Source organism: Nonomuraea jiangxiensis (genome assembly GCF_900099965.1).
GTDB lineage: Bacteria > Actinomycetota > Actinomycetes > Streptosporangiales > Streptosporangiaceae > Nonomuraea > Nonomuraea jiangxiensis.
Map to the genome: position 1 here is coordinate 513,707 of NZ_FNDJ01000001.1, position 14,590 is coordinate 528,296.

The 14,590-nt window shown below is 71.5% G+C and carries 9 protein-coding genes; 3 read left to right on the forward strand and 6 right to left on the reverse strand.

Features of this window, described 5'->3' with window-relative positions; genetic code table 11:
- Positions 1–17: 17 nt before the first annotated feature.
- A complete protein-coding gene (locus BLS95_RS02165; protein ID WP_090928495.1) occupies positions 18–2,810 on the reverse strand; it encodes an FAD-binding and (Fe-S)-binding domain-containing protein in 2,793 nt (930 codons plus the stop codon).
- A complete protein-coding gene (locus BLS95_RS02170) occupies positions 2,807–3,949 on the reverse strand; it encodes a pyridoxal-phosphate-dependent aminotransferase family protein (protein ID WP_245764767.1) in 1,143 nt (380 codons plus the stop codon). The genes BLS95_RS02165 and BLS95_RS02170 overlap by 4 nt, the downstream gene beginning before the upstream one ends.
- An 86-nt stretch (positions 3,950–4,035) precedes the next feature.
- On the opposite strand from BLS95_RS02170, the gene BLS95_RS02175 reads away from it, so the two are divergent.
- Both BLS95_RS02175 and BLS95_RS02180 read left to right on the forward strand, forming a co-directional pair.
- The gene (locus BLS95_RS02175; protein WP_090928500.1) at positions 4,036–4,758 is read left to right on the forward strand and encodes an IclR family transcriptional regulator; all 723 of its coding nucleotides are present in this window, start codon (positions 4,036–4,038) and stop codon (positions 4,756–4,758) included.
- 140 nt (positions 4,759–4,898) lie between these two features.
- Positions 4,899–7,994 carry a DUF7824 domain-containing protein gene (locus BLS95_RS02180; protein ID WP_090928502.1) on the forward strand — a complete coding sequence of 1,032 codons (3,096 nt, stop codon included), beginning with the start codon at positions 4,899–4,901 and terminating at the stop codon, positions 7,992–7,994.
- Between the two features lie 69 nt (positions 7,995–8,063).
- Here the strand turns inward: BLS95_RS02180 and BLS95_RS02185 are convergent, their stop codons facing one another.
- On the reverse strand, positions 8,064–9,458 hold the full coding sequence (locus BLS95_RS02185; protein ID WP_245764768.1) for an amidase: 1,395 nt from the start codon (positions 9,456–9,458) through the stop codon (positions 8,064–8,066).
- 464 nt (positions 9,459–9,922) lie between these two features.
- On the opposite strand from BLS95_RS02185, the gene BLS95_RS02190 reads away from it, so the two are divergent.
- Positions 9,923–11,254: an MFS transporter gene (locus tag BLS95_RS02190; RefSeq protein ID WP_090928506.1), complete on the forward strand. Its 1,332-nt coding sequence runs from the start codon at positions 9,923–9,925 to the stop codon at positions 11,252–11,254.
- Between the two features lie 70 nt (positions 11,255–11,324).
- On the opposite strand, the gene BLS95_RS02195 is transcribed toward BLS95_RS02190, so the two are convergent.
- The 3 genes from BLS95_RS02195 to BLS95_RS02205 are packed head-to-tail and all read right to left on the reverse strand — an operon-like array spanning position 11,325 to position 14,577.
- Positions 11,325–12,224, reverse strand: coding sequence for a carbohydrate ABC transporter permease (locus tag BLS95_RS02195; RefSeq protein WP_090928507.1), 900 nt, complete (start codon positions 12,222–12,224; stop codon positions 11,325–11,327).
- A gap of 11 nt (positions 12,225–12,235) precedes the next feature.
- Positions 12,236–13,150: a carbohydrate ABC transporter permease gene (locus BLS95_RS02200; protein ID WP_090928510.1), complete on the reverse strand. Its 915-nt coding sequence runs from the start codon at positions 13,148–13,150 to the stop codon at positions 12,236–12,238.
- Positions 13,147–14,577, reverse strand: a complete 1,431-nt coding sequence (locus tag BLS95_RS02205; RefSeq protein ID WP_090928512.1) for an ABC transporter substrate-binding protein — start codon at positions 14,575–14,577, stop codon at positions 13,147–13,149. Before BLS95_RS02205 ends, BLS95_RS02200 begins: the two co-directional genes overlap by 4 nt.
- Positions 14,578–14,590 lie beyond the last annotated feature (13 nt).

A 14,590-nucleotide genomic window follows, 5' to 3' on the forward strand; every position in this document is an offset into this window, starting at 1 on the left:
GATCTCCCCCGATGGATCTATGGCAGGACGGTCGCCTCACGGACGAGCTCGACCGGGTGCCGGGCGACACGCCCCGCACCGTGGGCGATCTGCTGGCGGCAGGAGACCCCCGTGGCCGCCAGCAGGGTGCCGGACGAGGAAGCGGCGATCTTCGGGAAGAGCCGGAGGCCACCGATCTTCATGGACAGGTCGTAGTGCTCGGTCTCGAAACCGAAGGAACCGGCCATGCCGCAGCAGCCGGCGTCGATCTCCTCCACCTCCGCCCCGGGGATCCTGGACAGCAGCTCACGGGTGGCGCCGGTGCCGACGACGGCCTTCTCGTGACAGTGGCCGTGCAGCAGGATCCGGCGCCCGCGCAGCGCGTCGCCCAGCACCAGCCGGCCGTCGTCGATCGCCTCGGTGAGCAGTTCGGGGACGAGCCGGGCGCGTGCGGCCACCGCCGCGACCCTGGGGTCGCCGGGGAGCAGGGCGGCGTACTCGTCCTTGAGGGTGAGCAGGCACGACGGCTCCAGGCCGACGATCGGGGCGTCGGAGCCGGCCAGCCGGCCGACCATCGACTCGGCCATCGTGCGCGCCCGGTCCAGCAGGCCCTTGGAGATGCTGGACCGGCCGCAGCAGCCCTCGGCGGCCAGGCGCACCCGGTAGCCCGCCTGCTCCAGCAGCTCGACGGCGGCCTGGCCGATGCCGGGCTCGCTGTAGGTGGTGAAGGAGTCGGCCAGCAGGATGACCTCCCGGCCGGCGGTGCCTTCCCGGGCGGTGGGGCGGCGGGCGTACCAGCGGATCAGGTTGTCGCGGCGGAAGCGGGGGAGCGGGCGGTGGCGGCTCAGGCCGAGCGGGCCGCGGGCGGCGCCGGCCAGCCAGTTCGACACCGGCGCGGTGGCCGAGCCGAGCCGGTTGAGCGTCCTGATCGCGCCGAACAGGCGGGCGCGCAGCGGCACCCCGTGGATCTGCTGGTACTGGTGGAGCGACTCGCTCTTCAGCGCCGCCATGTCCACCCCCAGCGGGCACTCCGACTGGCACGCCTTGCACTCCAGGCACAGGTCGAGGATCCCGTGCAGCCGCTCGTCGCCCAGCGCCTCCCGGGGATCGTCCGACGACAGGGCCTTGACCAGGGCGTTGGCCCGGCCCCGGGTGGAGTGCTCCTCCTCGCGGGTGGCCATGTACGACGGGCACATGACGCCCGTGTCGTCCTTGCGGCAGACGCCGATGTTCATGCACCGGTCGGCGGCGGCGTGCATGCTCCCCGTTTCGGCGAAGGACAGGACCGTACGCAGCGGGCGCGGCTCGGGCGCCGCCGGGTCGCGCAGATGGTCCGTCATCGGCGGCGCGTCCACGATCTTGCCGGGATTGAGCCGGCCGTGCGGGTCGAAGACGTGCTTGACCTGCCGCATCGCCTCGTAGATCCGGTCGCCGAACAGCCGCCGGTTGAACTCGGACCTGGCCAGCCCGTCGCCGTGCTCGCTGGAGTTCACCCCGCCGTGCCGGGCGGCCAGCTCCGCGACTTCCTCGGCGACCGCGCGCATCGTGTCGACCTGGCCGGGCACGCGCAGGTCCACGAACGGCCGGACGTGCAGGCAGCCGACCGAGCAGTGGCCGTAGAACCCGGCCCGCAGGCCGTGCCGGTCGAGGATCTCGGCGAACTCCTCGACGTAGGGCAGGAGCCGGTCCGGCGGCACCGCCGTGTCCTCCACGAACGCCAGCGGCCTGCTGCTGCCCACGCTGGAGGCCATCAGCAGGCCGAGCCCGGCCTTGCGCACCTTGAGCACGGCCGTCTGCTGCTGCTCCGTGACGGCCCGCAGGGTGTGGTAGCCGTGGCCGTTCGACTTCCAGGTGGCGGCCAGCTCCTCGACCCGGCCGGCCACCTCCGCCTGGTTGTCGCCGAAGAACTCGACGAACAGCAGCGCCTCCGGGTCGCCTGTCAGGATGCCGCCCAGCTCCGCGTAGTCGACGCGCTGCCTGGACAGCTCCAGGATGGCCTTGTCCAGCAGCTCCACCGAGGCGGCGCCGAAGGAGAGCGCGTCGGCGGTGGCCGCGATCGCGGCCGCGGTGGAGGCGAAGTGGCCGACCGCGATGGCCTTGGCCCGGGGCCGCTCCACCAGCCCGACCGTGGCCTCGGTGACGACGGCCAGCGTGCCTTCGGAGCCGACCAGCAGCTTGGTGAGGTCCACTCCCGAGTCCGGGCGGCGGGCCAGGTCGAGGCGGTAGCCGCCCGCGTGCCGCCAGAACCGCGGGAACCCCGTCAGGTCGAGCCCGTCCAGCACTCCGGCCACCGCGGCGTTGAGCCGGGCGTCGGTGGCCAGGTCGGGCGTCGTGGCGTCGGCGAGCACCACCCGCAGCGCCTCGACGTGGTCGACCGTCGATCCGTACAGGATGGAGTGGCTGCCCGCCGAGTTGTTGCCGATCATCCCGCCGATCGTGGCGCGGTTGCTGGTCGAGGTGTCCGGCCCGAACATCAGGCCGTGCTTGCGGACCGCCCGGTTGAGCTGGTCCTGGACCACGCCCGGCTGCACCCTGGCGGTCCTGCCGTCGATCTCCAGGATGCGGTTCATGTGCCGGGAGAAGTCGACGATCACCGCCGCGCCCACCGTCTGCCCGGCCAGGCTGGTGCCCGCGCCGCGCGGCAGCACCGGCACTCCCAGCTCGCCACAGGCCGCCACCAGCGCCTGCACGTCGTCGGCGTGCCGGGGGAAGGCGACCGCGAGCGGCTCGATCGCGTACATGCTGGCGTCGGAGGAGTAGAGGTGCGTGGTGTACGGGTCGTCCCTGACCTCCCCGCTGATCAGCAGCGACAACGTCCGCGCCAGGCTCATCCGGCGCCCTCCAGGTACGCCAGCGCCGCGCGTACCCCGCTGTCCTTGGTCGGTACCCCGGCCGCGGCCAGCCCCATCTCGACCCCGCTCAGCGTGCCCGCGAGCATCAGGTCGTTGAACCACCCGAGATGCCCGATCCGGAAGACCCGCCCGGCGAGCCGGCCGAGCCCGGTGCCGAGCGACAGGTCGTAGCGGTCGAGGACGAGCCGCCTCAGCGCGTCGGCGTCGTGCCCGCCGGGCATCAGCACGGCGGTCAGCGAGCTGGAGTGCTCCCGCTCGTCGGCGCAGAGCACCTCCAGCCCCCAGGCTCGCACGGCCCGCCGGGTCGCCTCGGCGTGCCGGTCGTGCCGGGCGAAGACCGCGGGCAGGCCCTCCTCGTCCAGCAGCATCGTCAGGGCCTCGCCCAGGCCGTACAGCAGGTTGGTCGGGGGAGTGTAGGGGAAGAAGCCGTTGCGGTTGGCCGCGATGATCGGCTCCCAGTCCCAGTACGAGCGCGGCAGCCGTCCCCGGTGGGCCAGCGCCTTCTGGCTGATCGCGTTGAACCCCATGCCGGGCGGCAGCATGAGGCCCTTCTGCGAGCAGCCGACGGTCACGTCCACGCCCCACTCGTCGTGGCGGTAGTCCATCGAGCCCAGCGAGGAGATGGTGTCCACCAGCAGCAGCGCCGGATGGCCGGCGCGGTCGAGGGCGGCGCGGATCTCCGGGACGCGGCTGCGCACGCCGGTCGAGGTCTCGTTGTGCACCACCATGACGGCGGCGACGTCGGAGGTGAGGCGCTCGGCCAGCGCGTCCGGGTCGGCGCCGTGCCGCCAGTCGCCCGGGACCAGGTCGACGACCAGGCCGAGCCGGGCGGCCATCTCGCACCACAGCGAGGAGAAGTGCCCGGTCTCGAACGCCAGCACCTTGTCACCCGGCGAGAGCGTGTTGACCAGCGCCGCCTCCCACGCCCCCGTGCCGGAGGACGGGTAGACGATCACGTGGTGCCGGGTCTTGAAGACGTCCTTCAGCCGCTCCAGCAGCTCGCTCGCCATCCGGGCGAACTCGGGGCCGCGGTGGTCGATCGTGGGCCGGGCGATGGCGCCCAGCACCCGATCGGGGACGTTCGTCGGGCCGGGGATCTGCAGGAAATGACGGCCCACTCTCCACACCTCCGTGCCGTCTCACGGCACGGTGTGCCGCGTTGCGGTTCATTAACATTAAGATCAGGCCGCAGAGGAGTCAATGGATGCAGAACGTGATCAACGCCCTCCGAGTGCTCGAAGAGCTGGCCGGCCGCCAGCCGGCCGGGGTCGGCGAGCTGGCCCGCGAGCTGCGGCTCCCGAAGAGCACGGTGCAGCGCTCGCTGAAGACGCTCTACGAGGCCGGGTGGATCAGGCCCGCCGGGGGCGCGGTCACGCGGTGGCAGGTCACCAGCAAGGCGCTCCAGGTCGGGCGCCGGGCCGAGCTCGGGCTGCGGGACGCGGCGATGCCCGTCATGGAGGAGCTGCGCCAGCGCACCGGGGAGACGATCCACCTCATGGTGCCCGAGGGCGACGCCGTCGTGCTGATCGAGCGGCTGGAGACCGACAAGCCGCTGCGCATCGTGCTCCCGCTGGGCATCCGGCTGCCGCTGCACGCCTCGGCCAACGGCAAGGCCGTGCTCGCCCACGTGCTCGCCCATCAGGAGCGGCCGTTAGCCGAGCTGCCCGGATACACCGACACCACGATCACCGACCCGGCGGCGCTGCGGGCCGAGCTGGCGGAGGTCCTCGCTCGCGGCTACGCCGACAACCGGGGCGAATGGCGCTCCGACATCGCGGCCGTCGCCGCCGCCGTCCTGGGCTCCGACGGGCCGCTCGCCAGCCTCAGCGTCTCCACCCCCGCCAGCCGCATGTCCGAGGAGCTCCGCGCCGAGTACGGCTCGCTGGTCACCCAGGCGGCCAGAACCCTGACCGCGACCCTCACCTGACGTCGTCTCCCTGTGCCGGGTTTGTCGGAGGCGATCTCTAGGGTCTGCGGCATGACAACAGCCGTCCTGGCGTGTATCGACGCCCTTTCCTCCCAGCTTGACGGACCCCCGTCCGCCGCCGACCGCGCGGAGGTGGCGGCGTGAGCGGCTGGGAGAGCGTGTGGGAGGCCATCACCAGTTGTGACGCCTCCCGGGTGGCGGACGAGGTGCTGCGCCTCGACGAGGCGGGCCGCCGCGAGGTGGCCCGCGAATTGCCCGACCACATCGGCGCGGCCAGGGAGGAGGCCCACAAGCGCTACGAACGGGTGCAGACCCGCGCCAACGTGGCCGAGAAGCGGGCCAGGCTGCTGTTCGTGCGTGACGCGATGGCCAGGGGCCTGTCCAGGGACGACGCGCAGGAGCTGTGGTGGACGTCAGGGATCTACGACCACCGGGTGAAGGGCGCATCGAGCGGGCAGGTCAAATGGGGCAGCGAGAACGACTGGATCGAGCCCATGCGGGTCGCGGGCGCGGGCACGCTGGCCGGCGCGGCGGCCGTCGCCACCTGGCTCTACCGGCGCGACTTCGTCCGCTGGAGCATGACGATCCGGCTCGATCCGCTGCTGCGGGTCGTCGCCGCCCGGCCGCCCGAGTGGCAGGCCGACCTGGCCACCCGCCTGGCCCTGCGCCTGCGCGGCACCCGGGCACAGAGCCGCGACGACAGCGCGGCCCTGGCGCTGGAGTTGCTGCGCCATACCGGGGCGGAGCCGCCCGCGCACGAGCCGCTCATCGTCGCCTGGGTGTCCGCCCCTCCACCGGACCTACGGCAGGACCCGCTGGCCGGGCACCTGATCCCGCGCCTGTTCGAGGCGGAGGGCGTGGGCCGGGCGCTGCGTGATGACCGGCTCGATCCGCCGGATTGGCAGGCCCGCCGGTCCTGGCTGGCCGCGCTGCGCGACCTCGTCGACGCGGGCGGCGCCGACCGCGAGCTGCTGACCGACGGTTGCCTACGCCGGTTCCTGCGCGGCGGCAGCGCCACCGACCTGCGCTTCTTCGTCCGCCTTCACGACCTGCTGGACCCCGCTCCCCACCCGGAGCGCGCCCGCGACTACCTGCGGCTGCTGCCCGCCGCGCCGGGCCCGGTGGCCGAGCTGGCCCTGCGCCAACTGCGCCCCACCAACGCTCGGAGCAGGACGGCGGCCGGCCCCGCCGGCCCTCCGAGCAGGACGGCGGCCGGCCCCGCCGGCCTCCCGAGCGGCGCCGAGGGCGGAGCGGGAGACCCGGACGCCTTCGACGGGTTGAGCGCCGACGAGGTCAACGAGGCGGTGGCGGCGCTGCTGTTCCGTCCCGAGGGCAAGTTGGTGCGGGCCGGTCTGAGCTGGCTCGACCAGGCCGCCCGCGACGCCGGCGCCGGACACCTCGACCACCTGGCGCCCGCGCTCGCCTCGGCGTTCCTGTGCGAGTCGTACGAGGTGCGCGAGCGCTCGGTGCGCCTGGCCCTCAAGCACGCCGGACGATTCTCGCCGGCGGGCGCCGAGGCGGTGCGGGAGGCGGCCCACGTCCTGCCCCCGGAGCTGGCGGCACGCCTGTCCGACGCGTACGGCGCGGTGGAGGCCGGGCCTGTGGAGGCCGACGACTTCGAGGCCGTCCCGCTGCCCGCGTTCGAGCCGCCCCCGCGCAAGCCGTTCCGCCCGCCGATGCACAACCTGGTCGACACCTACAACCGGCTGTACGACGACTCGGCCTTCGAACGCTGGCTCAGCGGCTTCGTTCGCCACCCGGAGGCCAGGCAGTGCCCGAAGGGCGGCACCAAGCTCTACACCTACCGGGAATGGCCGGACATCGAGCAGTGGGCGGAGGCGCTGCTGCGCGAAGCCGCCGACCCGGGCCAGGAACCGCCCATCCCCGAGCCCGAGCGACCCCGTTCCCACGCCACTCACCAGCTCATCGTCCGCACGGCCGAGGGTGAGTTCGAGACCGACTTCGGCCGCCTGCCCCAGGAGATGCGCGACAACATCGCCGCCGGCCTCGCCGAGCGCGGCATGCCTCTCGGCAACCTTGAGCATTTCGAGGAGGGCACGCCGATCGGGGGGGAGATCCTGGGCGTCTCGATCATGTCGACGGGCAACTGGGGGCACGAGGCGGAGCCGGAGCCGCCGCGCGATCGGCTGCCCGGCTCCCACTCCGTCTCGCCGCCGCACTGGGCCATGCTGCTGCGCTGCGCCGAGGTCCACGCCGCGCTCAAGGACGGCACCCTGCCCCCGTACCTGCTGGCCACCCCGACCCTCACCTCCGGCCACCTCGATCCCGCCGAGCTCGTCTCCCGGCTGGAGGGCTACGAACGCGTCGGCGCGCGGGCGCTGCCCGCCGACCTGCAGCAGGCGCTGCTGCGGTTGCCGCGCGAGGCCGCTCCCGACGTGATGGCCCGCGCCGGGCGGCTGACCTCGGAGGCGGGCGCCACACTCGCCCGCTGGCTGAAGGGACGCCCCGAGCCCGAGATGCGCGTGGACTGGTCCCACGCCGCCGGCGACTACACCCACGACCGGCAGCCGGGCGAGCACACTCCGCGGCTGCACCCGCGCATCCGGCTGGAGCCCACGGGGATGGCGCTGGTCGACGCGCTCCTGTCCGACCCGCCGTCCTCGACCTGGGAGGGGCACGGCCGATACATGTCGGCGTGGCGGCTCCTGCTGCCCTCCGACCGTGAGGCGGTCGCCATGCACTTCCTGCCCCGCCTGCTCAACAGCTGGGACCGGCCCGGTTACTTCGAAGAGCGCGTCGGGGAGCTCTGCTACCAGGATGGGCCGGTGGGGGAGGGGCTGGCGCTGCTGATCGCCGTGCTGCTGACCGAGCGCGGCTGGGACCAGAGCGAAGAACGTGGCCAGGAGCCGCTGCTGCGCGCCGCCGCCCGTGGCTGCCTGCCCGCCGTGGAGTGCGGCAGGCAGCTCGGCCTGACGATGCGCAGGGCCGGTGTCAAGGTGGGCCGGGTGCGGTCGGCGCTGAAGGCCTGCGCGGGCAAGGGCGCCCATCGGGAGGTCTGGCAGATCATGACGGGCCTGCTGCCCGTCTACCTGCCGGGGCCCGGTGAGCGGCCGCATTCCGCCCACACGCAGGCGCTCAAGTTCGCCGTCGAGGTCGCCGGGTGGGCGGACGCGCGGGGCACCATCCCGGCGGTGGCGGAGATCGCCACGGGCAAGGGGTCGAGCGGGTTCGTCCGCGCGGCCCGCGACCTGCACCAGCGGCTCGATCGACCCTGACCCCGCCCGGCGGCGGCCGGACCCGATCGAACGGCACAGCCCGATCGGGTGGCCGGGCCCGGCCGCCGGTCAGGGGGCGGCTGGGCCGGGTGTGGACGGAGCCTTCTCAGGGAGGTGGGCGGCTGCTTCGAAGAGCAGCAGTTCGCGGCCCGGGCGGCAGACGAGCTGCAACCCGACCGGCAGACCGTCCACCGTCCCCGCCGGCACGGTCAGGGCGGGCAGGCCCACCACGTTCCACAGGCTCGTCATCGAGAGCAGGGTGGCGCGTACGGTCCCGCGCCAGGCGCCGGGCTCGCCGTCCGGCTCCGTCTCGGGCTCCTGGAGCGGGGGAGCGGTGATCGGCACGGTCGGCAGCGCGATGACGTCGTGCCGCTCGAACAGCGCACCGACGGACGCGGCCAGCCGCGCCCGCCCGTCCATCGCCTGGACGTACCGCCAGCCGGGCAGCTCCGCGGCGACGCGCAGGCGTTCGAGCAGCTCGGGGCCGAACAGCTCGGGCGCCCGCGCCAGCCGGGCCGCGTGCACGGCCGCCGCCTCGCAGCTCTGGATCACCAGGTACGTCTCCCGCAACGCCGTCACGACCTCCGCGGGCAGCCGCACCTCGTCCCGTGCCCCCGACGCCGTCCGTACGAGGTCGGTCACCCGCTGGTCGACCTGGATCAGCCCTGCCGGGTTCAGCCCGGCCGGATCCAGCCACGCCATCCGGGCGCCGGAGACGTCCTCGCGCAGCTGGGACTCGGTCAGCGCGCGGTAGGCCGGCAGGCAGTCGCGCACGTCGCCGGCCAGCACGCCGACATGGTCGAACGTCCGCGACAGCGGGAACACCCCGTCCGCCGAGATCGCCCCGTAGGCGGGCTTGAACCCGGCGATCCCGCACAGCGCGGCCGGGATGCGTACGGAGCCGCCGGTGTCGGTGCCGAGCGCCAGCGGCACCATGCCCGCCGCCACGGCGGCCGCGCTGCCGCCGCTGGACCCGCCCGTCATGCGTTCCGGGTCGTGGGGGTTGCGCGAGGGGCCGTTGGCCGAGCGGTCGCCGGTGGGCCCGTAGGCGAACTCGTGGGTCGTGGTCTTGCCGACGACGATCGCCCCGGCGCGGCGCAGCCGGATCACGCACGCGGCGTCGGCCGCCGGGACGTGGCCGGCGTAGTGCCGCGATCCCATGGTCGCGGGCAGCCCGGCCACGTCGATGAGGTCCTTCACCCCGACCGGTACGCCGTGCAGCGGGCCGCGGTCGGTGCCGGCCGCCAGCTCGTGGTCGGCCCGCCGCGCCGCGGCCAGCGCCCCGTCGTGGTCCACCGTGACGAACGCGTTGAGCTGCGGGTCCAGCTTGGTGACGGCATCGAGCGCCTGCATGACCAGTTCGGTGGCGGTGGTCCGCCCCGCGCGTAAGTCCTGGGCCAGGCCGGTGATGGTGCGGCCGGTGAAGGGGCCGGGGGAGATGGGCATGGAGTCCTTTCCACGCATCACAGCGACATTCAGAGCAGATCCACTGATATCACCCCGTATGGGGAAAGGGCACCGGGGCATCGCCCCAAGCAGCGGTTCGAGCCCCGCCGGGAGCGCAGCCGGCATCGGCGGACGCCCCAGCCCGCTTCCTCCCCCGACCAGGCGCCGCAGCCCGCTTCGGTGCTGCGCCGGGTGCGGTTGCCCGCCGCCGTGGCCGCCATCGTCGCCGCCGAAGGCACTCGGCCGACGCCCTTGCCTCCTCCTGACCGCCCCGGCAAACCGTCCGGGCCGAAACCTCCACCCTGCCTGACCGCCCCGGTGACCGCGCGAGCCGGAACCTCGGCCTTCGCCTGACCGCCGCGGGCCGAAACTCCACATTTTCCTGACATCGCGGCATGACAACATCATCGTCCGCCTGATGACCATCGATGGCGCATCATGTACCGTCGCGGGAAAAGTGCGACCTACCGGAGGTGCGGTAGATGGTTGAGGAGCAGCGACAAGACGCACCAGGTGAGCAGAAGAAACGGCAGCTGGTCCGGGCGGTGATCGCCTCCGCCGTGGGGACCTCGATCGAGTGGTACGACTTCTTCCTCTACGGCTTCGCCGCCAGCACGATCTTCGCGGAGCTGTTCTTCCCGACCAGTGACGCGACCACGGGCCTGCTGCTGGCCCTCGGCACCTACTTCGGCGGTTTCGCCGCCCGCCCGATCGGCGCGGCGATCTTCGGCCACTACGGCGACCGCATCGGCCGCAAGGCCACCCTGATCATCACCCTGCTGGCCATGGGCATCGCCACCGCCCTCGTGGGCCTGGTGCCGACGTACGAGCAGATCGGCATCTGGGGCGGCATCCTGCTGACCGTGCTCCGCCTGATCCAGGGCATCAGCGTCGGCGGTGAGTGGGGCGGCTCGGTGCTGCTGGCCACCGAGTGGGGTCAGTCGCGCGGCGGCAAGCGTGGCTTCCTCGGAAGCTGGCCGCAGTTCGGCGTCCCGGTCGGCCTAGTCCTCGGCTATCTGGCCCTGCAGATCTTCCAGCCCCTCGACCCCTACTGGGGCTGGCGCATCCCGTTCCTGCTCAGCATCCTGATGGCCGCGGTCGGCCTCTACATCAGGCTCGGCATCCTGGAGACGCCGGTCTTCACCAAGCTCATCCAGGAGAACCGGGTCGAGCGCGTCCCCGTGCGCGAGGTGCTGCGCAAGAACTGGCGCGAGATCGTGCTGAGCGCGCTGCTCCGCACCGGCCAGCAGGCGCCGTTCTACATCTTCACCGTCTTCATCCTGACCTACGCCACCCGCACCCTCGGCTTCGAGGCCGGCGACGTCTACCTGTACGTCATCGTGGCCGGCATCGTCTCGCTGGTCACCGTGCCCTTCTGGGGCTACATCTCCGACCTCGTGGGCCGCAGGCGCCTGTACATCGTGGGCGCCGCCGCCATGGTGGTCTGGTCGTTCATCTACTGGCCGCTGCTCGACACCCGCGTCCCCGCGCTCGTCTTCCTGGCGATCGTGCTGGCCGCGCCGATCCACGACATCCAGTACGGTCCGCAGGCCACGTTCATCGCCGAGAGCTTCACCGGACGGCTGCGCTACAGCGGCGCCTCGCTCGGCTACCAGCTCGCCTCGGTGACGGCGGGCGGGCCCGCGCCGCTGATCGCGGTCTGGTTGTACGCCACCTACCAGAGCTCCATGTCCATCGCCATCTACATGGCCATCTGCTCCCTGATCAGCGTGGCCGCGGCGTGGGCGCTGAAGGACCGCTCGCAGCAGGACTACGCGGTCGAGTACGACGAGGCCCAGCCGCGGACCGGCTAGCCGCCGTCACGACCGGACGGGCGGCGGTCGCGTGGCAGCGGGCCGCGCGACCACCACCCGCCGTGAAGGGCTACCGGCCCGCGATGCCGGTGAGCGTGACGCCCCTGATGAACGTCTTCTGCGCGATGAAGAACAGGATCAGGACCGGCATCAGCGTGATCAGCGCCACCGCCATCATCTGGTTGTACTGGGTGGCGTACTGCCCGGAGAACATCGCCAGCCCCAGCGGGATGGTGAACTTCTCCGTCGTGCGCAGGTAGATGACCGACTCCAGATACTGGTTCCAGTTGCCCACGAACGAGAACAGCATGATCGAGGCGATCGCCGGCTTCGACAGCGGCAGCATGATCCGCCACAGGATGCGCAGCTCGGAGGCCCCGTCGATGCGGGCCGCGTCGATGACCTCCTGCGGGATCGTGGTGAAGAACTGCCGCAGCAGGAAGATGTAGAGCGCCACGCCGAAGAACTCCGGCACCACCAGCGGCAGGTACGAGTCCACCCACCCGAGCTGGGCGAACATGATATACTTCGGCACCAGCGTGATCTCCCGGGGGATCATCATGGTCGCCAGCATCAGGGAGAACATCACGCCCGACGCCCTGGCCCGCAGCCGCGCGAACGCGTACGCCGGCAGGACGCACGAGATCAGGTTCCCCACCATCGACAGCGCCGTGATCAGCACGCTGTTCAGCAGGAACGAGTTGAACGGCAGGTTGCCGCTCCACCCCTTGGCGTAGTTCTCGAAGTGGAAGGAGTCCGGCAGGAACTGCGGCGGGAACGCCAGGTTCTCGGCGTCCGACTTGAGCGACGTGGTGACCATCCACAGGAAGGGCAGCACGAACACCGCCGTCGCGACGATCAGCAGCAGGTAGGCGCCGGTGCGCCGGATCCTCCTGATGCGCTCCGCCTGCGCGGCGGTGAGGTCGTGGTGCGCCCGGCGGGTGGCCGGCCTGGCCGTTTCGAGGAGCATCTACGGCCGCCTCACTTGAACTCGTAATGGACCCAGCGCCTGGCCAGGCCGAACTGGATCAGGGTCACGACGATGACGATGAGGAACATCGCCCACGACAGCGCCGCCGCGTATCCCATGTCGAAGTACACGAAGGCGTTCTGGTAGATGTACAGGCCCAGGACCATCGTGGAGTTGGCGGGGCCGCCCTCGGTCATGATGAGGATCAGCGTGTACGCCTGGATGCTGGCGATGAAACCGGTCACCACGTTGAAGAAGATGACCGGCGACATCATGGGCACGGTCACGCTCCAGAAGCGCCGCCACCATCCGGCCCCGTCGATCTCCGCCGCCTCGTACAGCGTCTGCGGGATGCCCTGCAGGCCGGCCAGGTAGATGATGATGGTGTTGCCCGAGCCCCACACGCTCATGAGGATCAGCGCAGGCATGGCCCACTCGGTCGAGCCCAGCCAGCCCGGGCCGGTGATCCCCACCATCGCCAGCAGCTTGTTGATCAGCCCGTAGTCGGGGTGCAGGATGTTCAGCCACAGCAGCGCCGTGGCCACGCCCGCGACCACGGACGGCATGTAGAACACCGTGCGGAACAGGCCCTGGAAGCGCAGCGGCTGGTTCAGCAGGATCGCCAGCAGCAGGGTGAAGGTCACGCCCAGGGCCACCGAGCCGATGCCGTAGTAGAAGGTGTTGCTGACGGCGTTCCAGAACTCCGCGTCGGCGAACATCTTCCGGTAGTTGGCCAGGCCCACCCACTCCGGCGGGCGCAGCAGGCTCCACTTGGTGAAGCTGATCACGATGGAGGCGAGGATCGGGCCGCCGCTGAAGAGCACGAACCCGATCACCCACGGCGAGACGAACAGGTGGAAGCGGCGCGCCTCCCGGCGGGTCGCCGACACCGGACGCCGCCGCCTCCCGAGGCTGATCGCGGTCATGCGATCTTGTTCTCGGCCAGGAGCGGTGTCACCTGCTCGGCGATCTGCTGGAGCGCCTGGTCCAGGGTCAGGTCGCCGATCATGGCCTTCTCCCAGATCGGCTTGGCGGTGTCGACGATCTTCTTGTTGGCCGGCAGGTGCATGACGCCGTCACTGGTGGCGTAGTCCTTCATGGCCGCCTGCGCGATCTCGATCACGTCCTTCGGGATGCCCAGCGCCTCGGCGTTCGGCATCCAGGCCGACTGGCGGGCCGGAGCGCTGATGCGCCGGAACTGCTGCCCGGTGGAGGACAGGTACTCGTTCAGGTAGATCCAGGCGGCGTCCTTCTGCTGCGAGTTCGCCGTCATCGCGAGCGCGCTGCCCACCGCCGGGGTGAAGCGGCCGGCGGGGCCCTTCGGCACCGGGGCGGCGCCCCACTTGAACGCCTTCTGCTTGGCCAGCTCGGTGAGGATCCACGCGCCCTGGATCGACATGGCGGCCTTGCCGATCTTGAACGGCTCCACCTTCTCCAGCACCTGGTTGAGCTCGGCCAGGCTGGGCGTGGCCTTGTCCTTCCGCAGCAGGTCGAGCCAGAGACCCAGGGCCTTCCTGGCCGGCTCCTTGTTGATCTCCACGCTCATCTCGTCCTGGCTCAGGAAGCCGCCGCCGTACGGCATGAGGAAGATCGTGGACAGGTCGGGGGCCGGGATCGGCATCGGGGTGAAGCCGTAGACCTTCTCCGCGCCCTCGCCCTTGGCGAGCTTCCTGGCCATGTCCAGCATCGTGTCGAAGGTCCAGGAGTCGTCGGGGTAGTCGACGCCGGCCGCGTCGAAGACGTCCTTGTTGTAGAAGAGCAGCTTGGGGGCCATGTCCGTGGGCAGGCCGTAGAGCTTGCCGGCGCCGTCCTTGAAGTAGCCGAGGGCGTTCTGCGGCAGGTCGGCCATGTCGAAGGCGGGCGTCTTGGCGATGTAGTCGTCCAGCGACTGGAAGATGTCGTTGGCGATGAAGTTCTGCGCCCAGCTGTAGTGGATGTACATGACGTCGGGGAGTTTGCCACCCGCCGCCTGGGCCATGTACTTCGTCAGGTAGGCGTCGAACGCCGAGGTCTCGCGCTTGATCTCGATGTTCGGGTGGCGCTGCTTGAAGAACAGGTCGAACTGGGCGTTGCGCACCTCGGCGACGACGTCCGACGTGATGGCCACGGTGAGCGTGACCTTGGAGGCCGGCTCCGGCACGTTGGTCGTCGGCCACGTGAGCGACTTGTTGAGCGCCTCGGCCTCCTCGAAGGGCCAGGTGTCGTTGCCCGGCCGGTTCGCGTCCAGCTGCGGCACGCCGGACTTCACCACACTGGACGTCTGCGACTGCGGCTGCTGCCTGTTGTCGCCACACGCGGCGAGCACGGGCAGGGCCACCGCGAGGGCCAGCAGGTGACGTCGGTTCATCTCCATGGGGGTGGACCTT